19 protein-coding genes are annotated in these 22,936 nt (G+C 39.2%); all 19 read left to right on the top strand.

What is annotated here, in order from left to right; genetic code table 11:
• Positions 1 to 8 precede the first annotated feature (8 nt).
• The 19 genes from B3139_RS03265 (at position 9) to B3139_RS03175 (ending at position 22,928) form a co-directional block, all read left to right on the top strand.
• Positions 9 to 2,252 carry an LruC domain-containing protein gene (locus B3139_RS03265; RefSeq protein ID WP_293879720.1) on the top strand — a complete coding sequence of 748 codons (2,244 nt, stop codon included), beginning with the start codon at positions 9 to 11 and terminating at the stop codon, positions 2,250 to 2,252.
• Positions 2,253 to 2,370: 118 nt separating this feature from the next.
• Entirely contained in the window at positions 2,371 to 2,736 is a 366-nt protein-coding gene (locus B3139_RS03260) for a response regulator (RefSeq protein ID WP_293879718.1), read from the top strand.
• Entirely contained in the window at positions 2,736 to 3,932 is a 1,197-nt protein-coding gene (locus B3139_RS03255; protein ID WP_293879716.1) for a sugar transferase, read from the top strand. Before B3139_RS03260 ends, B3139_RS03255 begins: the two co-directional genes overlap by 1 nt.
• A 20-nt stretch (positions 3,933 to 3,952) precedes the next feature.
• A complete protein-coding gene (locus B3139_RS03250) occupies positions 3,953 to 4,693 on the top strand; it encodes a TolC family protein (RefSeq protein WP_293879714.1) in 741 nt (246 codons plus the stop codon).
• A gap of 4 nt (positions 4,694 to 4,697) precedes the next feature.
• Positions 4,698 to 6,854 carry a hypothetical protein gene (locus tag B3139_RS03245; RefSeq protein WP_293879712.1) on the top strand — a complete coding sequence of 719 codons (2,157 nt, stop codon included), beginning with the start codon at positions 4,698 to 4,700 and terminating at the stop codon, positions 6,852 to 6,854.
• A gap of 6 nt (positions 6,855 to 6,860) precedes the next feature.
• Positions 6,861 to 8,306, top strand: coding sequence for an O-antigen ligase family protein (locus tag B3139_RS03240; protein ID WP_293879710.1), 1,446 nt, complete (start codon positions 6,861 to 6,863; stop codon positions 8,304 to 8,306).
• Positions 8,287 to 9,201: a glycosyltransferase family 2 protein gene (locus B3139_RS03235; protein ID WP_293879708.1), complete on the top strand. Its 915-nt coding sequence runs from the start codon at positions 8,287 to 8,289 to the stop codon at positions 9,199 to 9,201. Before B3139_RS03240 ends, B3139_RS03235 begins: the two co-directional genes overlap by 20 nt.
• Entirely contained in the window at positions 9,201 to 10,382 is a 1,182-nt protein-coding gene (locus tag B3139_RS03230) for a glycosyltransferase (protein ID WP_293879706.1), read from the top strand. The genes B3139_RS03235 and B3139_RS03230 overlap by 1 nt, the downstream gene beginning before the upstream one ends.
• Entirely contained in the window at positions 10,351 to 11,484 is a 1,134-nt protein-coding gene (locus B3139_RS03225) for a glycosyltransferase family 4 protein (RefSeq protein WP_293879704.1), read from the top strand. The genes B3139_RS03230 and B3139_RS03225 overlap by 32 nt, the downstream gene beginning before the upstream one ends.
• Positions 11,465 to 12,070, top strand: a complete 606-nt coding sequence (locus tag B3139_RS03220) for an acyltransferase (protein ID WP_293879702.1) — start codon at positions 11,465 to 11,467, stop codon at positions 12,068 to 12,070. The genes B3139_RS03225 and B3139_RS03220 overlap by 20 nt, the downstream gene beginning before the upstream one ends.
• Entirely contained in the window at positions 12,067 to 13,008 is a 942-nt protein-coding gene (locus B3139_RS03215) for a glycosyltransferase (RefSeq protein ID WP_293879700.1), read from the top strand. The genes B3139_RS03220 and B3139_RS03215 overlap by 4 nt, the downstream gene beginning before the upstream one ends.
• Complete coding sequence (locus B3139_RS03210; RefSeq protein WP_293879699.1) at positions 13,001 to 14,449, top strand: lipopolysaccharide biosynthesis protein; 1,449 nt, start codon at positions 13,001 to 13,003, stop codon at positions 14,447 to 14,449. Before B3139_RS03215 ends, B3139_RS03210 begins: the two co-directional genes overlap by 8 nt.
• A 111-nt stretch (positions 14,450 to 14,560) precedes the next feature.
• On the top strand, positions 14,561 to 15,703 hold the full coding sequence (locus B3139_RS03205; protein ID WP_293879698.1) for a hypothetical protein: 1,143 nt from the start codon (positions 14,561 to 14,563) through the stop codon (positions 15,701 to 15,703).
• Between the two features lie 27 nt (positions 15,704 to 15,730).
• Complete coding sequence (locus B3139_RS03200; protein WP_293879697.1) at positions 15,731 to 16,582, top strand: glycosyltransferase family 2 protein; 852 nt, start codon at positions 15,731 to 15,733, stop codon at positions 16,580 to 16,582.
• 38 nt (positions 16,583 to 16,620) lie between these two features.
• Positions 16,621 to 17,805, top strand: coding sequence for a glycosyltransferase family 2 protein (locus B3139_RS03195; RefSeq protein WP_293879696.1), 1,185 nt, complete (start codon positions 16,621 to 16,623; stop codon positions 17,803 to 17,805).
• Positions 17,806 to 17,818: 13 nt separating this feature from the next.
• Positions 17,819 to 19,636, top strand: a complete 1,818-nt coding sequence (locus tag B3139_RS03190) for a PAS domain-containing sensor histidine kinase (protein WP_293879695.1) — start codon at positions 17,819 to 17,821, stop codon at positions 19,634 to 19,636.
• Between the two features lie 10 nt (positions 19,637 to 19,646).
• Positions 19,647 to 20,705, top strand: coding sequence for an endonuclease/exonuclease/phosphatase family protein (locus B3139_RS03185; RefSeq protein ID WP_293879694.1), 1,059 nt, complete (start codon positions 19,647 to 19,649; stop codon positions 20,703 to 20,705).
• Positions 20,706 to 20,825: 120 nt separating this feature from the next.
• Entirely contained in the window at positions 20,826 to 21,956 is a 1,131-nt protein-coding gene (locus B3139_RS03180) for a hybrid sensor histidine kinase/response regulator (protein WP_293879693.1), read from the top strand.
• A 27-nt stretch (positions 21,957 to 21,983) separates the two neighbouring features.
• Positions 21,984 to 22,928: a UDP-glucuronic acid decarboxylase family protein gene (locus tag B3139_RS03175; RefSeq protein ID WP_293879692.1), complete on the top strand. Its 945-nt coding sequence runs from the start codon at positions 21,984 to 21,986 to the stop codon at positions 22,926 to 22,928.
• The last annotated feature ends 8 nt before the right edge of the window (positions 22,929 to 22,936 follow it).

Genomic DNA, 22,936 nt, shown 5'->3' with positions numbered 1-22,936 from the left:
ATTTAATTATGTATAACATAAAAAGCTTTAATCTCTTCTTGGTGGGTCTTGCAGGGATTACGCTCTTCGGGGCAAGTTGTTCAAAAGTGAAAGATTTGTACAACGACACTGCTGCGGCCTCCGATTCTTCATCCTTATTTCCTGGTGGCGTTAAGGTGCCAACTGATTTTATGTGGAATTCGACACGTGCTGTGGATGTGCGCGTTGCTGTTGACGATAAATTCAGCGGTAAATACTTTTATCGGGTGGAATTTTTTGATAATGATCCGACGTTGGGTAGTGGGGCGAATCTGCTGGCTGCGGGTCAGGCGAAATTAGGGCAGGATTTTGTTGGTAAGCTCATGATTCCGACGATTGCGAAATATATCTATTTGAGAGAGACATCTCCATTAGGTATTGCTGCGATCAGTATGATTGAGGTTGGACAGCAAAATGCGATCAATGTGGGTGGAGTCAGCGCGGGTTCGTCTAGTAAAGCGAGTGTTTTGCGTGGTGCTACGACAAATACTACATTGGTAAGTGGCGGATTAAGAGCGGCAGCGGTGGAAGCTACACCGGTTGTAGTTCCTTCGGATGCAATCGCGCTATCGGGTAATTCGACAATTTCTGTCGAGTCCAATAAATCGTATGTTGTTAAATCTGGTGTGACTTTTACAGGTAGAATCGATGCGAACAATGGTACGAGCAATGTGAAAATTTACGTGCAGGGATCATGGAAAAATACAAGCTTTGAGTTGAACCTTGGAGGTAATAATGGGCTCTACATTACGCAGGCGGGTTCCATTGACCTAGTTAACGTAACGCAGAATACGGTGGGAGGCTTTGTCAATTATGGCTCGGCTTCACTTTCCAAAATGGAGACAAAGAATAATACGCTGTATGTCAATTATGGTACGCTTACTGCGGATAAAGCAGATATCACCAATGGTAATTTCACAAACTATGGGGTGGCTACAATCCAAAATCTGAGCAGTACCACAAACGGTACAGTGGTGCGTAATGAGGGAACACTTACTGTACAGAACGCTACCTTGACAAATGCAACTCTGGAGGCTGTTTGTCATACAGTAATCAATTCATTGACGACTAATGGTGCGACAATTTCGGTGGCTCAAGGCGCTTTATTAAGTTTAGACAAATTAGATGCCGGTGGTACAAAAATCAATTTGGCTGCAGCTTCTATTTTGGATGTGAAAACTTTGGCTAAATTTAACAGCCAGGCGAGCACCATGACTGGGCCAACTTCGGGTCAGGCATTGGCCCGTCTTAAAAAGGTTGATGTAAGCAACCAGTGGATGGCCATTACGTATGGTGGTAACCTAGAGGTAGCTTGCTCAGATCATACAGCGAATGCACAATGGAGCACATATTATGTGATCAATAGTCCAGCTAAATTAGTTCCTTACGATAAGTCTACCGTAGTAGTTGCAGGGACTTCTTGTAACGCAGGTGGTAATAATTCAACTGGCGGCAATCCGACAGACCAAACAGTTACTGAGGTTAATTTAGGGACTTATTCTTATGTGTTCGAAGATAAATGGCCCGCTAAAGGCGATTATGATATGAATGATTGCGTATTGGATATGAATATCACCAAATTTCAAAATACGGCAAATAAGGTGACAAAAGTGGCCTTAAAAGCGAAATTACGTTCGATAGGTGCCTCAATCCGTTTTTCCACTGCTGTGCAGCTGGATGGTATCGCAACAGGAAATGTAAAAAAGGTTACGTATTCCCGTACAGATTTGGTAGGGAATGCCTTACCTCTTGGAGCAAACGGAACGGAATCCGGCCAAACGTATGCTGTCCTTCCATTATGGGATGATGCGCATAAGGCTTTTGGAGTGTCAGATACACGCTTTATATCGACTCAATCGGGTCAATATGCGCCGGTGGAGGTCATCGTAACGGTTGAGTTCAATACGCCGATAGATAACTTTACTTATGGGACATTAAATACCTTCATTGTAAACTTCAATCAAAACCTTGCTGGCCGAAATGAGGTGCACTTGGTTGGTTATAAAGCAACAGACAAAATCAATAAAAGTTTGGTCTTGAAGGAGACAGGTAGCCTGTTGTCCGCTACAGATCCATTTAAAACCAAATCGAATGAACCATTTGGTTTGTTGGTGCCAGTCTCTTTTGTATACCCATCCGAAGGACAAGCGATTACCGTTGCTTATCCGCTCTTTGAGTCTTGGGCAACAAGTAGTGGTATTCAAAATACAGATTGGTATCTACATAAAAAATAATAAAAACACTAACTTCTGCATGTACCAGAGCATCCTTTTAAAAAGGTAAATGCTTTGGTATTTGTAGTATGTTTATGGTATGCAGTTCCAAAGCAAAGCTATTAAATCATAAAGATTGATGAAAAAGAAGATTCTAATAATTGACGACAAACCAGCAATTGGTCAATTGATTACACTTTACTTAAATGCAGATTATGAATTTCGTTTCTTTAGCAATGCGATAGATGCATACAATTGGCTTAAGGAAGGTAATGTCGTTGACTTAATTTTATCAGATTATACCATGCCAGAAATGAATGGATATGATTTGCTGCTTATGATCAAGCAAAATGAATTTCTGAAGACTATTCCGGTGATCTTTTTGTCAGGCGAGGATAATTCCAATACCCGGATCAGTTTGCTTGAAGCTGGGGCTGATGACTTTATCTTAAAACCGTTCAATCCGCTTGAATTAAAGCTACGGATTAAAAAAGCATTAAAATAATGCCTCAATATAGCGATTATATATACTTTGGTGATAATCTCGAAACTTTTGATTATTTTCATCAACGAGTCCAAGAAATATTGGGCGTTGAATTGAAGTTTTTTGATTCATTCGAAGCCATGGATATGTATTTTCAAGCACATGAAGGGCAGTTTTTTTCAGTGGTCTTCTATGAAAAAAGCAAAAGTTTAAATAAAGATCTATCGAGGTTGACAAAGCTTGTTGAGCATGGAAAAGATACATTACTGATCTTGATTGGAAATGATCTTTCCCGTTTTGAGAAACAATCTTATTTTGATGCTGGTATCACAAATACCATTAGTCCACGTGCACATGCGGATGTTTTTGAATCGGTTAGAAAATATATTAAACTTTATTTCGAAGCGACAGCACAGACTGAAAAATTTGAACCCACTCATACATCTTTTCCTCAATTAGGAATTCCTTTAGGAAAAAGATTATTTGATATAGCAGTTTCTTCACTTTTAATCCTACTACTTTCACCGATATTGGTAATTGTTTATCTAGCTGTTAAGATGGAAAGTAAAGGTTCGGCAGTCTATAAGTCGAAACGCATAGGATCCGGTTATTACATGTTTGATTTTTATAAATTCAGATCCATGTACCCCGATGCTGACAAACGTTTAAAAGAGTATATGGCCCTTAATCAATATTCGGATGTATCATTAAGTATTAATCATAGCCCTTCGGCCACTATGATAAGCGATGGTGATGCACAGCTTTTTACAGCAGATGAGTTAAGAGATGTTTTGATTGATGATGAAACTGTCGTAAAAGGCTCAGATGGCACAGGAAGGCAAAAAAAAGCAGCTTTCTTTAAGCTTGAAAAAGATCCACGTGTGACTAGGGTAGGGCGCATTATCCGTAAATATAGCATTGATGAACTGCCCCAGTTGTTTAATGTACTTAAAGGAGATATGTCTATTGTAGGAAATAGGCCTTTGCCACTCTATGAAGCAGAGATGCTGACGACAGACGATAGTGTGGAGCGATTTATGGCACCAGCCGGAATAACTGGTTTATGGCAGGTGGAGAAGCGTGGCGATAATGGAAGTATGTCTGATCAGGAAAGAATAAAACTGGATATTGACTATGCGCAGCAATATTCAGTGTGGATGGATTTGAAGATATTATATAAAACGTTTTCCGCATTTATTCAAAAGGCGGATGTTTAATAACATAAATATTTATTTTGATGAACTTATTGCTTAAAAAGGCTTTCTTACTGTTAAATTTGCTAACAGTATGCCTATTGCTAAAAGCACAATCTGTAATGGATCCAACAGACATGGTCGATTTTACAAAGCTGAAATTGCCGCCATTGGAAACACTCTATCAAAATGCCAAACAAAGTCCCGGGGTGGAGATGTATGAGGCAAAAATGGAGGCCCAGGCGAATCAGTTAATAACCGAAAAGAGAAGTTGGTTAAAATATTTCAGGGTTGGTGGATCTTGGCAGTATGGTAATATCGCAATTAATTCTGCATTCACAAATGAGTATACCCCATTGTTCTATCAGTCCTCCGGTGTAACACAAAGTTCATATTATGGAACTGCAGGGGTCAATATTCCTTTGGATGACCTGTTCGATCGAGGTAATAAAATCAAACGGCAGAAGATGGAACAGCGATTTACACAGTTGGAATTGGATAAATGGCTCGATGAGCAAAGAATTCGCATCGTCAATTCTTATACTAAAGTAAAAACAGCTCTATCTACTCTCAAGAAAAAAATAGAAGATTACAATATTGCTCTAGCGAATTATAAGATGACTGAAAATGAATTCAAATCGGGCAATGCAAATATTAGCGATCTGAATACGGCTAAGAAGCTAGAGACAGAAGCGTACGAAATCCTAAAAACCAACGAATCTATTATTACGAATGAAATTCTTACTTTAGAAATCCTGAGTAAGACAAAAATTATAAGCCAATAGCATCATGAATATTTTTCATTATATTTTTCGGGCCATTTTCAGAATTAAGTGGTGGCTATTGATTTTGCCGCTGGGTTTTTCTTTATTAGCGATCTATCTGACCCGTCAAATGGACAGGCAATATAAAACCGACATTACTATCTATACAGGTGTTATTTCGAGTTACGGGAGTGATCCTGGTGAATCTAATGCATCACAAGACTGGAATGTCTTAAACAATTCGATTCAGAATATTATCAATACCATCAACTCGAAAGAAACGATTAAAAGGCTTTCCATGCAGCTATATGCGCGCCTAATGATTCATGGCGATCCCACTAAAGATAATGTATATATTACCGCAAAACATTACAAAGAACTTGTTGCAATTACGCCGAAAGATGTACAAAAGCTGATTGATAAGCGTTCAGAAGAGAATACGGTAAAAAATCTGGAAAAATATGAGATAGCAGACCGCAACAATTTTGTCTATGGTCTTTTCAACTGGAATCATCCTTATTTTAGCTATAACGCTCTTCGCGAAAATATTAAAATCAATAGGGTCGACAATAGCGATATTTTACAGATAAACTATCAGGCAAATGATCCGGGGGTTGCTTTTCAGACACTGGAGATTTTGAGTAAAGTTTTTGCGATAGAATATACCAACTTGCAATTTGGTAGCACCAATAATGTCATCCGGTATTTTGAAGCGGAGCTTGAACGTATAGGCCGCGAACTTCGTGGACAGGAAGACTCGCTCACCATGTATAACGTTGAAAACCGGGTGATCAATTATGACAAACAAACGGAAGCAATTGCTTTGTTGGATAAAGAGTATGAACTACGACATCAGGATGTACTGTTTGTTTATAATAGTTCACAGGCGGCGATAAAACAACTTGAATCGGGTATGGATGCTAATATGCGTGCGATCAAAAATAATACAGAGTTTTTGGCGCGTATGAACCAGATTGCAGATATCAACTATAATATTTCAAAGATACGGACGTTAAGTGTAGATTCGCTTAAGCAAAAACAGGGTGGAGCTGATTTAGATGTGCTGTCCCACGAATTGGATCAAAAGGAAAAGGGCTTCCGTTCGTTTATGGATCAATACACCTCGGAGAAATATACTAAAAATGGCTATCCGAATTCAAATTATGTGAAGCAATGGGTAGAAGAACTTTTACGTTTTAAACGCTCGGAGGCGGAACTCAATGTCGCACGTGATTTTAAACAAGAGCTAGATCACAAGTACACGCAATATTCGCCGATTGGCTCTGTCTTAAAGCGTAAGGAAAGAGGTATATCTTTTACAGAACAATCTTATCTGTCGATCTTATCCAGTTTGAATGCGGCTCGTCTAAGATTAAAGAGTCTCGAGATGAATTCGGCTACGCTTAAAGTGATCAATCCGGCAAGCTTTCCGTTAAATGCACTTCCACATAGCAGGAAATTGATTGTATTTGCTGTCTTTTTTGGGACCGTGGCATTTATACTTGGTATTTTGCTTATTATTGAACTTTTTGACCGCACGCTAAGGGATAAAACGCGTACTGAACGGATTACAAAGGGAAAAGTAATTGCGGCATTGCCCAAACTTGGTAAAAGCGGTGCCAAACAGACTAAAATCGAAGAAAGAGCGATACATGTTTTGGCCAATAGATTATATGGTTTTTACAACAACTCGAATCCTATAAACTTTATCAATATCGTCAAGTTCTCTTCTACACTAGATTTGGGCTCACTGACAGATATTTTAACAGCCTACTGGCAGGGATTGGGTATCAATGTACTAGCTTATAAAGAAGGAACAGATTTTAGTGCAGAATCGAGGGAATATTTAGTGGATGATGCGTGGGCGGAAAAGCTGAGTAATTATGATATTTCATTAGTCAAGCATGGCTCTATGGCATTACGTCCTATCCCTTCTCTATTTTTAGAGCGTGGGATGGCCACGTTATTGGTATTAAGGGCTGACTCGGTATGGAAAACAGAAGATGAGTTGATGTTTGCAGATCTATTGCAACGTTCGGCCGGTAAACCGATTGTCATCTGTTTAATGAATGCAGAAAAATATGTTGTGGAAGAGTTTACAGGAATGTTGCCTCCGTTTACCTTTTTAAGACGCCTGGAATATCAATTGGGTAATTTTGGTCTGACATCGCTGGGAAAATAGTGGGATATGATGCAGTATGATCATACAAAATCGATGATAACCAGCCGGCATTTGCTCCTGCTGTTCCTCATACTCGGGGGATTGGCAGGAACTTGTATTTTTATTTTTGCCGGTTTGTCATTGGCTATGGTGTTCTATATGTTGCCTGTATTTCTATTGGTTATTATTGTCCTACTGTCTTCGCCAATAAGTTGTTTCTTCCTATTGTATATTGTATCCTACCTGGTGATGGGTTTTGGACGCTATATCACATTTCCGCTTCCGGTAGGAGTCATACTTGATCTTTTGATTTTATTTAATTTTTTCTCGCTAGCTTTACACTTTATTCGGGGAAATCCTTTAGGCAAGGTTTACTTTAATTCTTTTCTCCTGATCTCCATCTTTTGGATGCTTTATTGCATGCTGGAGATTGTAAATCCAATGTCCACTTTTGCGAACTGGATCACGACAGTCCGTAGCATTGGAATGCATATTGTCTTATTTCAATTATTGGTTTTTATTAGTCTGGATAACATTCCCAAATTGCGCTTATTTTTTAAAGTTTGGGGTATACTTGTTCTATTGGGAGCTTTAAAGGCAATAGGCCAAAAATATATTGGTTTAGACCGATTCGAGTCAGCTTGGCTATATACATTCGGCGCTCATACGCATGTTATTTATAGTGGGATCCGTTACTTTTCATTCTTCAGTGATGCAGCAAACTTTGGCTGCCATATGGGGTTGGCTATGGTTGTTTTTACGATCTTAGCTATTTATGAGAAGCAGGCAAAAAGGCGTTTTCTTTATATTGTTGTTGTCGCTTTTGCGGCTTACGGGCTAATGATATCCGGGACGAGGGCCGCTATTGCCGTTCCTTTTGCAGGCTTTGCTTTCTTCATTATCCTTGTGAAGGAGTGGAAGTGGGTAATCTTTGGTCTTTCTTTATTAATAATGGCTTTTGCTTTCTTTAATTTAACGACCATTGGCAATAGCAGTTCCGATATTCGTCGTATGCGGACGGCTTTCTCTTTTTCAAAGGATGCTTCTTTCAACGTTCGCTTGGAGAACCAGAAAAAAATGCGAACCTTTATGGGCGACCATCCTTTTGGGATAGGATTGGGCGGGTCTAAACATGCGAATGAAGGAGATGCAATACATGGTATCGCAACCGATTCTTCCTTCGTTTTTATATGGGTAGAAACGGGGTTCGTCGGTCTTATAGGCTATATTATTTTATGTCTAACGATATTGGGATATGGCATATATTACGTGCTTTTTCGACTTAAAGATAGGGGGATCAAGTCTATTGCGATGGCGGCTACATCTGGTCTTGCAGGAATTATGGTCGCTGGGTATGCGAATGAAGTGCTCCATCAAATGCCTACTGGGCAGACCGTATACATTCTAATGGGGGTTATTATGCTTTCGCCTTATTTGGACAAAAAACTGAGCGATGACATTAGAACCGTATAAAATATCTTTCATAACGGTCAATTATAATGGATTGGCTGATACGATTTCTCTGCTGGAAAGTATTGTGAATGCGAGATTATCTTTTGCATATGAGGTTATTGTCATTGATAATGGTTCGGTAAAAGACGAATATTGCCTGCTAAAAAATCAATTTCCTTTTATAAAGGGCTATTATACTAGTATGAACCTGGGATTTGCAGGAGGAAATAACTTGGGGCTGGAAATAGCTATTGGCGAATTTATTTATTTCTTAAATAATGATACACTGCTTCCAGAAAACGCCGATAGTGAAATTTTGGGTATGTTAGAAGTATTTGCGCTAGATTCACAAGTAGGTGGAATTTCACCTAAGATAATGTATTATCAACCCAAGGGAATGATCCAATTTGCCGGGTGTACACCACTAACATCAATTACCCTACGTAATAAACAGATCGGTTATCGGGAAATGGATAGAGGCCAATATGTTACAAGCATTGAGATTCCCTATTTACATGGTGCAGCTATGTTGGTACCCAACAGGATTATCAAGGAAATTGGCGTGATGTCGGAGCTTTTCTTTCTTTACTATGAGGAGTTGGACTGGAGCTGTCGGATCAATAAAAAGTATAAATTAGTATATTTTGCAGCTGCACATATCTATCATAAAGAAAGCGCTTCCACGGGCCAGGACTCCCCATTAAAAACATTTTATCTGACACGTAACCGCTTGTTATTTGCTTATCGAAATAGGTCGGGGATAAGCCGGATTTTGGCTGTTTTTTATCTTATTGGGATAGCGAACAGTACAAGATTGATTAAATTTGTTTTTTCGGGTATGTGGAGGCATGTTGGTGCAGTATGTTCAGGAACATGGTCTGGGATTAAATTATTTTCTAAAGAGAGTCTATGCTGATGGGAACGGTTTTGTTTATTATTGAAACATTGATTTTTATACCTTTCCTGGTCTGGATCATGTATTTCTTTGTTTTTTCAGTCGGTTATCGCATTCCTAAGAAATTATTCTTTGAACGATCGAATACTCAACATCGATTTCTTATTATATTTCCAGCATATAAGGAGGATGCAGTAATCGTTGATAGCATACGCTCTTTTTTAAAACAAGACTATCCTCAACAGCTTTTCGAAATTATCGTTGTTTCTGATAGTATGACGAGAGAGACAAACCAGGAACTTGAAGATTTAGGCGTTCGAATACTTATTCCTACGTATGAAAAAAGATCCAAAGCCGCTGCTCTAAATCTGACAATGAAAGTTATCAAAGAAGAAGATTTTGATGGCGTGGTTATATTGGATGCTGATAATTTAGTTTCTCCAAATTATCTAGCACTTGTCAACGATTGCTTTGCATCTGGCGCGGTTGCCATCCAAACACATCGCATAGCAAAAAACAGCAATACCGATACCGCATATCTCGATGGGATCAGTGAGGAAATAAATAATTCAATTTTTAGGCAGGGGCATGTGAACCTGGGGTTACCCGCCGCATTGACGGGTTCGGGCATGTTGTTTGAAATTAAGTGGTTTAAAAATACGATGGCTAAAATAAGCTCCATGGGTGAGGATAAAGAGTTGGAGTATTATTTGCTCTTAGATAAAATATTTACGGTGTATTTGGAAGATGTGTATGTACTAGACGAGAAAGTACAGAACCGTCGCGATCTGTCCAATCAGCGAAAAAGATGGATTGCTGCTCAAATTGACACTTTTTTGATTACTTTGAAGCGATTTCGCACAATAATTCGTACCCGTAACTGGCCTATGCTCGACAAACTGATCCAATGGTCGATTCCACCCCGCATTATTTTGCTCGGAATGGTTCCTATTTTGGGCTGTATCGTCTATTTGGTAGCTCCAGCATTGGCCTATAAATGGCTTATACTCTATGGCTTGTTTATCGTGTCACTTGCTCTAGCCATACCAAATAAATTTTATACGAAGAGGACTCTGCTCTGCTTTTTAAAATTACCATTTATTTTTATGGCAATCTTACGTAGCTTTATGGGAATCAAATCGGGACGTAATACTTTTGTGCATACACCGCATGGCGAAAAAAAAGAAGACTATAGTAATTGAGGCACAACGAATCTTTCGCCTTAATAAACACGGAATGGATTTTGTGGCTTTGGAAGTAATCCGTGCGCTTCAAAAGTTGGATACCTTTAACCGGTATATTATTGCTGTCGGACCGGGAGAGGACCGCTGTTTGGAAGGTTCAGCAAATTTTGAGATTAAAGTTTTGGAAAGCTCTAATTATTTTATTTGGGAGCAACTTCTCTTACCTAAACTTATTAAAACCAGCAATGCGGATATCCTGCACTGTACCTCCAATACTGCCCCATTGGGGTTATCTATTCCACTGGTACTTACGTTACACGATATCATCTTTATGGAGAAAAAGATTGGTAGTAATTCGTCCATGTACCAAAATTTGGGACGTATCTATAGGCGTTGGGTCGTGCCGCGTGTATTGAAAAAGGTTCATACCGTGATCACTGTCTCTAACTTTGAGAAAAGAAATATCGAAGCGGCCTTTCCACATCTACAGAAAAAAATTATCACGGTCTATAATGGTGTAAGTTCAAGATTTAAATCGATGGATATACCATCGGAAAGCACATTTTTAAAGCTTGAGAAGGGGGCTTTTTGGCTTCTTTTAGGTAATACCGATCCCAAAAAAAACCTGAGGAATACCTTGATGGCTTATGCTTTTTATTTGGAGAGAAGCAAATACAAGAAAAGGTTGCTCCTGGCCGATTTAGATCACACATATTTGGAAAAACTATTAAAAGAACTTGATCTGTTGACAATAAAGGATTTTATTGTAGTCGAAGAATATATAGCTCATGATAAATTGGTTGAGGTTTACAATGGTGCTTTTGCTTTTTTGTATCCTTCTGTCCGGGAAAGTTTTGGACTTCCGTTGCTTGAAGCTATGGCTTGTGGCACACCTGTGGTTACTTCCAACACATCGGCTATTCCTGAGGTAGCCGGGGATAATGTGGTATATACAGACCCGATGGATATCAAATCCATTGCAGCAGGCATGTTGAAATTGGAAGATGAATCACAGTTATATAGTTCACTTGTTAGTAAAGGTTTGGAGCGAAGCAAAGCTTTCAGTTGGGAGTATACTGGAAAACATACATTAGCAATATATGAAAGCGTACATTCATAATCATCCCAAATTTAAGCGCTTGCTGCACTGGTTTATCATGAATCCTGTGCGTACACGGCCGCGCTGGTATGTTCGCATGCTGCAGTTCTTTTATGTTAAACGGGGGGCTGGTTCAGTCATTTATCGTAGCGTAAGACGTGATCTTGTTCCTTTTCGTACATGTATTATAGGGTCCCGATCCGTGGTCGAGTCATTTGCTGTATTGAATAACGCTGTCGGCGACTTGTTTATCGGCAACAATAGCCGAATAGGAATTTCGAATACGATCATTGGGCCAGTGACGATTGGTAATAAAGTGAATATCGGTCAAAATGTACTTATTTCAGGATTAAACCACACTTATGAAGATGTAACCAAAGCTATTGCAGACCAGGGAGTCAGCACCGCTGCAGTGACGATCGCTGACGATGTCTGGATCGGCGGGAATGTCGTTATTTTAGCCGGTATTAGCATAGGTGAACATGCTGTAATAGGTGCGGGCTCCGTGGTTACAAAAGATGTTCCGCCATATAGTGTTGTCGTTGGAAACCCGGCCAAAATTGTGAAAAAGTACGATTTTAATCTTAATGCCTGGATCAAACCATGAATGAAAGACCGTTGATTAGCATTATAATGCCTGTCTATAATACAGCTATGTATGTTGATCAGGCTATACAGAGTATTATTCATCAGGAATATGCTGATGTTGAACTTATACTAATCAACGATGGTTCGACCGATCAAAGTCTCTCCATACTGGAAAAATGGAGTTCATGCAATAACCGTGTCAAATTATTTTCCCAGGAAAATCAAGGTCTATCTGCAGCCAGAAATAGAGGCCTTTCTCTTGCGAACGGCCAGTATATTTATTTTATGGATAGCGATGACCTGCTGCGTGCAGATGCACTATCCACGTGTGTGGATTATTGTGAAAAGAAAGACCTCGATTTTGTTTATTTTGATGCTACGGTTTTTGCGGATAATTCGGATAGCTCAATACTAAATGATTTTAATTATTCCCGACAAAAAATGCCGGCTTATACTGTTTTAAGTGGGCCGGACGCATTGCAACAGCAACTGAACGCAAACGACTTCTTCTCTTCACCTTGTATGTATTTAATTCGTAAAGACATACTTGATCGTAATGGATTTGGATTTGAACCCGGTATTGTGCATGAGGATGAGTTATTTACAGTCTTATTGTATCTAGCGGCAGCTCGAGTCGCTTATATCCCAGAGCAATTTTTTCAGAGGCGTGTCAGGCCGGATTCCATTATGACAAGCCGATTAAAGCTTTTTAATATAACATGTTACTTCACAGTTGCCCTGCGTTTGAGGGAGTACGGACGAAAACATTCGGATAGCAGACAAATTATTGAGTTGTATCTGCATCGTATGTTGGACGCAGTGGTATGGAAAGCACATGTGCTGTCGATTGCTGAGCGCTGGAAAGTATTTCTCTTGGTTTTGAAGCATTGGCGAAGATATGTTTCATTTAAAACTATGGGAGTTCTACTGTTTAAGAAAGGCTTTTTGCATGGATAACATAAAAAAGGAAATCGTTTCTGGAGTATTTTTCACAGCATTGGCCAAATACGCGAATTTGGTGATTTCGCTGGTCGTTACCGCAGTTTTAGCACGATTGCTCGCACCAGATCAATTTGGTGTAGTGGCCATAGCTACGGTGGCCATTGCTTTCCTAAATTTAATAGCTGATTTCGGACTGTCTCCTGCAGTTATACAGCACAAAGAGCTGGATCGAAAGGCATTAGGCTATTTATTTTCCCTTTCTGTATATATTGCTATCACTTTGTCAATACTATTCTTTTTGTCTGCTGGAATTATCGAAAAATGGTATGCACAACCTCAATTGAAACCAATCTGCCAATTACTAGCGCTAAGTCTATTTTTTTCGGGAATAACCGTCGTTCCAAATGCCTTATTTTTTCGCGATAGGTTATTTAAATCGATCGCTTTACGAAGTTTGATTGTACAAATTATCGGCGGAGGATTATCTATAATTGCTGCTTTCAAAGGAATGGGGGTATACGCGCTTATTTTAAATCCGATATTCTCATCACTATTGATTTTTATTATTTCATACTTAAAGTATCCATTAAAATTTAGCCCACGTTTTTCATTTCAACCTCTTCGGCCTTTATTTTCTTATTCTATTTTTCAGTTTTTATTTAATATTATCAATTATTTTAGCCGAAACTCAGATACCTTATTAATTGGTAAATATTTGGGCATGGTACCACTGGGGTTTTATGACAAATCTTATCGATTAATGTCGTTGCCGCTCCAGAATATTACACAAGTAATTACACCAGTGATCCATCCAATATTAAGTCAAAAAGGGAAAGATAAGCACTATCTTGTTGAAGCAAATCTAAAATTAACCAGCTTGTTGTCATTAATCGGCTTCCCACTTTCTATTTTCCTGTTTTTCTCAGCTGATGAGCTCATTTTATTGTTTTTTGGTCCACAGTGGGGGGGGGCAATCTCCTCCTTTAAGATATTGAGTTTAACGGTTGGGATCCAATTGATCCTATCCTCATCTGGCTCTATTTTTCAAACAGCGGGAGATACCAAAAGTCTGTTTATATGTGGGCTGTTTTCAGCAATATTAAATGTTTCGGGAATACTATTTGGTGTTTTTTACGTTAAAAGTATCGATGCAGTAGCCTTGTGTTTGTTAGTTACATTTAGTGTGAATTTTGTACAGACTTATTGGTTAATGTATCGTGTGGTATTCAGACAAAGTATGACGTGCTTTTTTAATAGCCTATGGCGGCCGATCTTATTTACATTATCGCTTGCGGTTGTTTTTCATTTCCTCATTAGCTACTATTTGCCAGATAACTTGGCATTTCGCTTACTATTTAAAATTGGAATTTATCTTTTTACTATGATCTTAATGATTTGGTTCGGAGGATATCGAAGTCAACTGCTGGCATTTTTACGTAAGTCACCACTTGAGTAAGATTAACTTATTAAGCATTTTTCATGGAAGCATTTTGATCATTTTTTCTTGTATTCATATTCTTTTCGTATTTTCCAGTCCAGCAGCAAAAGTATTTAATAACAATCAAACGTGAAGATCCCAGTGAAAGATAAATCGTATAAGGTACTTTTTTTAGTATTTCATGGTTTTAGCGAGTACAACGGTATTAGTAAAAAGATTTGGGGACAAATACACGGTTTGAAGTCTATCGGTGTGGATGTTAGTCTGTGTTATTATAGCGTAGAAGCTGATGGATCGCGTGTATGGATGATTGGAGACGAAATTCTGGTTGATTTCGGTAAAGGTCCATTAGCCAAAATACGTAAACGTTTAGACTATCGGGCAATTTCTGAATATGTACAGCAAAATAAGTTCGCGTTGATTTATATCCGATCCGACCATAATGCTAATCCTTTCACATTAAACATGGTGAAGAACATGCGTCTTTCGGGCGCAAAAGTGTTAATGGAGATTCCTACTTATCCCTATGATCAGGAATATTCGACTTTGCGCATGCGTCTCGAATTGACAATCGATCGTCTTTATCGTAAAAAGCTTGCAAAGCAATTGAATGCTTATGTCACTTTTTCTGATGCACAAATGATTTTTGGACAGCGCGCAATATGTATCTCCAATGGTATAGATTTCAACACCATCCCAGTTCGGAATCCACAGGCGGCAACAGAAAAGCGAGCTATCCATTTGCTTGGGGTTGCGGAGATCCATTATTGGCATGGATTTGATCGGCTGGTCCGTGGACTCGGTCTTTATAAACAAAGTCATCCTGATTGTCAAATCATTTTTCACCTGATTGGGCGATTTAGCAGTGAACTTGAACGCACATCTATTTTAGATCCTATAATGGATTTTAATTTGCAGCAACATGTTGTTTTACATGGCCCGCTTTGGGGTGACGAATTGGATGCCATGTTTAATCTGGCCGACTTTGCAATCGGCAGCTTAGGCCGTCATCGTAGTGGTATACAGGTCATAAAAACCTTAAAAAATCGAGAGTATGCGGCGCGTGGAATTCCCTTTATCTATTCGGAATCTGATGCTGATTTTGACTGTCAACCCTATGTACTCAAAGCGAGTCCTGATGAATCCGCTATTGATATCACTAAGATCCTGGAATTCTTAAAGAGGGAGAAATTTAGCCCAACCTGTATTCGCAATAGTATTTTGGACCTATCATGGGGCGAGCAGATGAATAAAGTGCTGCAAGAAATTTAATGTTTTAATAAAATAACTGACACTAGGATGGCTAAATGGTATACGCAATATGCGAACGTCTACGACTATGACATGAGTTCTGTAGATGACGATATAATCGAAAAAATTGGGTCACAGATCAAGCTTTTTTCAAGTTCTGACCCGGTTGTAAGTATCGTGGTCATCGCCTATAATGAAGAAAAAAAGCTTTTAGCATGTCTTTGGTCTTTAGCAAAACAACAATGTCATTTGCCTATGGAATTAATTGTCGTTAACAATAATTCTACAGACCGAACGGAATCACTTTTAAAACGACTTGGTGTGACTTATTACAATGAACTAAAGCAAGGCCCCGGTTTTGCTAGGCAATGTGGTCTTGACCAAGCTAGGGGTAATTTTATGCTCTGCGTCGATGGCGACACTATGTATCCACCAAACTATGCTGAAACTCATATGAAAGTACTGGATAGACCCGGGGTATCGGCAACATTCAGTTTGTGGAGCTTCTTGCCGCTAGCTGGGCAGTCAAGAACTTTCTTTTGGTTTTATGAAGGACTTCGGGATATTTACCTCAACCTCCAATATATAAAAAGACCTGAATTGTGTGTGCGGGGAATGGTTTTTTCCTTTAAGACAGATTTTGGCCGCGAGGTGGGGTTCCGGACGGATATAAAACGTGGTGAGGACGGGTCAATGGCATTAGGTCTTAAACATTATGGAAAGCTTAGGTTTATTCGCAGTAAAAAGGCGCGCGCGCTGACTGGGCAGAATACGCTGGGTGCCGATGGATCTCTCGCAAAAAGTTTTCTTGTGAGGTTGCGTAAAGCTATAAGATCGCTAAGCGGACTGTTTTCGGGTAAAAAGCATTACCAGGATGAAGATTCCAACAAGATTCAGTAAAAATAATTGTCTATTTTTGTCTAAAATCTATCAGGCCTATGATTCAATTTGTCTTCTGGACGTGTATATTCTTGGTGCTATATACCTATATCGGTTATGCTATTGTAATTTTCATACTAGCCAGGTTATTTCCATACCCCATTCAGAGAAAGGAGGGCGAACAAAACAGCGAGGGAAAGCAGTTTCCTCCTTTGACGCTATTTATTACCGCTTATAATGAGGCGGAAATTATCCCTGAAAAAATGTCAAATTGCCTTGAACTTGATTACCCAGTAGACAAGTTACACGTCCTATGGGTTATAGATGGAAGTACCGACCACAGTCGTGAGCTATTGAAACAGTATCCGATGGTAGAGATTGTCGGGTCACCCCTTAGGAAAGGCAAAACTGCTGCCGTTAATCATGGCATGGAATATGTGAAAACTCCAATTGTTGTGTTTAGCGATGCAAATTGTTTGCTGAATGCAGAGGCTTTGAAGATTATTGCCGACCAATTTAGTGATCCAACAATCGGTTGTGTCTCTGGCGAGAAAAGGGTGGCTTTTAGCAGTGATGACACTGTTTCTTCAAAAGGCGAGGGAGCTTATTGGAAATATGAATCGCTGCTAAAAAGGCTAGACTTTGAGTTCTATTCTGCTGTAGGAGCTGCGGGAGAACTATTTGCAGTGCGTAAAGAATTATTCGATTCAATGGAAGAAGATACCTTGTTGGATGATTTTATGCTATCGATGCGTATTGCACAAAAAGGGCATCGGATTGCCTATACATCGAATGCCTATGCTGTCGAGTACGGGTCGCTGAACATGGAAGAAGAAGGAAAGCGGAAAAGACGTATCGCTGCAGGTGGATGGCAGTCTATAGGAAGGTTGCTTCCGTTATTAAATGTGTTTAAATTTGGGAAGCTGAGTTTTCAATATATTTCACATCGTGTGCTGCGGTGGTCTGTCACACCTTTTGCCCTTTTTGCTCTCTTCCCCCTGTCGGCCATTCTTGGATACCGAAGTTCATCATCTTTCAATGTGTTTTACGTCATTTTTGCGCTTCAGTGTCTCTGCTATCTTTGTGCGGCTTTGGGATATGCGCGGCGAAATAATCCCAATAGTTCGAAATTATTTTATATCCCGTATTACTTTTTGTTTATGAACATCAATGTGATGCGTGGAATTTACTATTTATTTAGCAGGCGATTTGTTGGCGGGTGGGAGAAATCTCAAAGAAAATAAACCTATGAATGTTATGGAGAAAAAAATATTACATGATTTAAAGTTCTTGGAGAAGATACTGAATATAACTTGCGATACGTTATTGTTAATCAACCGTGATAACATCTGCGTAGATGCAATAATGAAAACAAATAATCCAATTTTAAACCCCGACGTCGATGTAATTGGCAAGAATATTTTGTCCCTTTTCCCTCAACCGACATCGAGGCTCATTGAACAGGAATTTGCATTTTGTCGTCAAACAGGGGAAACCTCCAATCTAAATTACGATCTTCCAACAGACGAACAGATGTATTATTTCAAATTTCTGATTCACAAATTTGATGACGAACATTTAATTTGCCAGTATCGGGATATTACTCAAAGGAGTAATATGAAGTACCGCCTTAAATCGGCCCTTACCGCACAGCTTGAAGTGGGAAAGGTTGCCATGATTGGCCATTGGACCTATGATCTGCAGCATCAGGAATTAACGCACAATGGTTATTCGAATTTACGTAAAAGGAATCTGGAAACACCTGAGAAGCTCACTTTGGCGGAGCTGCTCACTTCTGTCCATCCAGATGACAGAAAGGGAATGGAGGCATTTCTACATAATGATTCCATTGAGTATAGTACATTTGAATACCGTATAAAGCAATCTGCTGCTCCCATCACTTATGTGAGGGCGACAAAATATGCCAAACGCCTTGAAAACAATGTATATGTAATAGAAGGTTTTTCGCAAAATGTAAGTGATTTTATTAAGAACAGAAATGAACTTGAAATGGTGCTTGCAGTGGTTGACAATGCACCGTATAGTATTTTTGCATGTCATAAAAATGGAAATATGGCTTTCGCAAATAAAGCATGCCGGCAGCAAAACGGTCTGAATGAACAGGAAGATATTACTGGCTTAAAAATCTTTGAATGCCTACGTGAGTTCACAACGCAAGAAGCTTGGGATTTATCGGTACAAAAAATCATTTCAGCTTCGGGTTATTATCAATACCGCTGTGATACGCTATATCCAGAATTGGATATTATCGGCTCAGAATGCAGTTCGCTGATGATCAAAAATGGCAATGGTGAAGATATTGTCTGGACCATCAAGCGCGATATCTCTGATCAGTTACGTTATGAAGAGCAACTCTTGCGCTCAAAAGAAGCTGCAGAGGAATCCGAACGATTAAAGTCTGCCTTTATCTCCAATATGAATCATGAAATCCGTACGCCGCTTAGCGCCATCATGGGGTTTGGAAGTATTATTGCAGATACGCCAGATCCTGAATTGCGAAAAGAATATGGTGAGCTCCTCAACGCTAATAGTAACCAGTTGTTGCGTTTGATAACCGACGTGCTTGAAATGTCACAAATGGATGCAGGTAGCGTTAGGCTAAAGAATTCGGATGTGTCTCTTAAAGGAATATTGAATGAGTTGTCATTGAGTTTTCTACCCAATGATGACCAGCCAGCCATAATTTTTGACATTCCTGAAAGGGAGGTCGTAGCGAGACTGGATCGTGGTCGGATCATTCAGGTCCTTGTCAATCTTATTAATAACAGCTTAAAATTTACACCGCCCGAAGGTGCTGTCCATGTCGGTTATATGTTAAAAGATGATCATATAGAATTCTATGTAAAGGATAATGGTATAGGAATAGCCAAGGAAAATCATGAGAAGATCTTCAATAGGTTTTATAAGATTAACTCATTGGATAAGGGGACGGGTTTGGGTCTTGCGATTTGTAAGGGTATCGTTGAGCAGATGAAGGGGCAGTTAAGTGTTGAATCGGAGCTTGGAGAGGGAGCAACTTTTAGCATAAAATTTCCCCTATTTGAACAGGTTTAAATAACATAATATGGCGCAAGAGTTTGAATTTAGACCGTTTAGTATATCCGGCGCATTAGTTAGAATTGTAATTGTTATCGTTGCACTGCTTACTTCATTGTCCTTTTTAGCGTTGTTAATCTCGCCACAGACCACTGTTTTTTTTCAATGGATTGGTGTGTTTTTGCCAGCACTTGTCGGTGGTAATTTGCTTTTCCTTATTATTGGCCTTTACAGGCGTAGTTGGTATAGTATTTGTCCGTTAATAGCACTATTGGCCAACTTTCATTATTTCGCAAAGATAATTCAAGTAAACCCAGTGGAACAGAATGAAACGGCAGACATACGCTTGGCGTCGTATAATGTCCGTGAATTCAAAATGATTTATAATTTATCTTCCATGGAACAGATTGCTTCCTATATTGAATCACAGCAAGTAAATACGTTATGTCTGCAGGAGGTACCGGCCGAGTGTTCGGCGTCGGAATTGAAGGAGGTATTTGGCCAATTTCCATATTTAATAATGACAGAAAGCAATTCAGGAAACAATCAGCTTGCTATCTTAAGCAAGTTTCCGTTGGACTCAGTGCAGACTGTATCATTTGAGGAACGTCCGAATTGTGCGATTTTCGCCGATCTTTCTTTTAAGGGTGAAAAGATCCGAATTGGAACTTGCCATTTGCAAACGACAAATTGGAACCAGGTAAAAGGAAATCTATTGGCTGCCGAAAATGTAGTGGTTAAATGGTGGAGTGCGATTAAAACAATGTCGGGAAATTTCAGGTTGAGAGGTGCTCAGGCAGATCGTTTAAGAAATTTAATCGATAAATCACCTTTTCCTACACTTATTTGTGGAGACTTTAATAACAGCCCTAATTCGTATAGTTATCATAAAATTAAAGGAAATCTAAAGGATGCTTTTTGCGAAGCAGGTAATGGATATAGCTATACCTATGCCTATTTGATGAAGCTCTTTCGAATTGATTTTGTATTCTTTTCTGGCAATGAATTCCGGGCTATAAATTACAGAACAGGAAATGTAGATTACAGTGACCATCTTCCTGTACTGGTTGATTTAAAGATAAATTGATATTGTATAATATTTTTGCTACACAAATTATTGCAGCAATTAATAGCGTAATATTGGTTTATGAATGGTAAAGAATGATTAGATCCTTCTAAATAATATCTAATTAAGCTATAATGATCTATGGAAATTGATTTTTCAACGTATAATATTCTCATCGTAGAGGACTCTGAGCTGAATCTTTTTGTATTAAAAGAAATCTTGGAACGCGAACATTTCAACGTATTCTCTGCCTCAGGTGCTAAAGGAGCATTCGAAAATTTGGAAAATAATCGAATTGACCTTATTTTAATGGATGTTGTCATGGGCGAAAAAAATGGATTTGATCTAACAGCGGAGTTGAAATCCATGGAACAGTATAAACATATTCCGGTATTGTTTATCACGAACTTAAAATCTGCTGATGATGTTGTGCGTGGATTTGACAGCGGCGGTGTTGACTATGTGTCGAAGCCCTTTAATAAGAAGGAATTGCTTCAACGTATCAAACATCAGATTAAACTGATTGAATCGGGCAATACCATTTCCAAACAGACGGCACAGCTTCAGGAAGCAATATTAAACCGGGATAGAATGTATGCTATTCTGGCACATGATCTCCGAAGTCCAATATCTTCATTAAAGATGATCTTAAATATTTTGACCATGAGCCCCGAAAGCAGTAATACTGGGTATGCCGATATGGTCAATACGGGTAATGATATCGCTGAGCAACTTTTTAGTGTATTGGACAATTTGCTCAAATGGACTAAAAATAGCTTGGGTGTACTAAGTTACATGCCTCAGGAAATTGAATTTGATGAAATGATCAAGGGTGTAGTGGAGACGCTTCAACCGACAGCCAAGCTGAAAAATATCGACATACAATTAACCTTACAATCCAGTTTGCAGATCTTTTTTGATGTGGATATTATGAAAAGTATGTTGAGGAATCTTTTGATCAATGCGGTGAAGTTTAGTCACGAAGATTCCCTGATCAATCTCAATTTATATCGCGATAAGGATGATGCTGTTGTCGAATTTATTGATACAGGTGTGGGAATGAGCTTGGATGCGCAGCGTCAGCTACATGACCAAATTATGGAAGAAGGTAAGATTACGCCTATGCGGGAGAAAGGTAAGGGTTTGGGACTGTGGGTTGTTTACCATTTTATCCAACAAAACGGTGGGGTCTTCTTTTTCGAGTCGGAAGAGCATATTGGCTCACGTTTCGGCTTTCGTGTGCCACTTTTGGATAACCCATCTAACCATTAAAAATTCGACAGTATAAATCACTAATTTATGTATAACCTAAAAAAAAGAGTACTAGTCTCGGGAGGAGCTGGATTTATAGGTTCACATCTTTGTGAACGTTTGCTTAAGGACGGGAATGAGGTCATCTGTATGGATAATTTCTTCACTGGGGATAAATCCAACATCGTTCACCTGTTGAAAAACCCGTATTTCGAGCTTGTGCGGCATGATGTGACAGAACCTTTTTTGGCTGAGGTGGACGAAATATATAATCTTGCCTGTCCCGCCAGCCCAGTTCACTATCAGTATAATCCGATAAAAACGATTAAAACATCTGTTATGGGGGCAATCAATATGCTAGGACTTGCAAAGCGGGTAAATGCACGTATTTTACAGGCTTCTACAAGTGAAATATATGGCGACCCACACATCCATCCACAGCCCGAGAGCTATTGGGGAAATGTGAATCCTATTGGTATCCGTTCCTGCTATGACGAGGGAAAGCGATGTGCCGAAACGTTGTTTATGGATTATTATCGGCAACATCATATTGCGATAAAGATCGTCCGGATTTTTAATACCTATGGTCCACGCATGCATCCGCAGGACGGGCGAGTAGTATCCAATTTTATTATGCAGGCCTTACAAAATAAAGATATTACCATTTATGGCGAAGGAAATCAGACCCGAAGTTTTCAATACGTAGATGATTTGGTGGATGGAATGATAAGAATGATGGCTGCAGAACCATCTTTTATAGGGCCAGTAAATATAGGTAACCCCAATGAATTTACTATACTTCAATTGGCGGAACAGGTGATCTTACAAACCGGTTCAAAATCGAAAATTAAGTTTTTGCCATTACCTCAAGATGACCCACAACAAAGGAAGCCTGATATTGAAGTTGCCAAGAATTGCTTGGACTGGAATCCCACGATCCAACTCGAAGAGGGATTGTCGAAGACAATAGATTATTTTAAAACATGTTTATAAAGAGTTTA

Source organism: Sphingobacterium sp. UBA1498 (genome assembly GCF_002325125.1).
In the GTDB taxonomy this organism is placed as follows: domain Bacteria; phylum Bacteroidota; class Bacteroidia; order Sphingobacteriales; family Sphingobacteriaceae; genus Sphingobacterium.
Note: the sequence above shows the minus strand (reverse complement) of the source record. Positions and strands in the feature narration are given on the sequence as shown.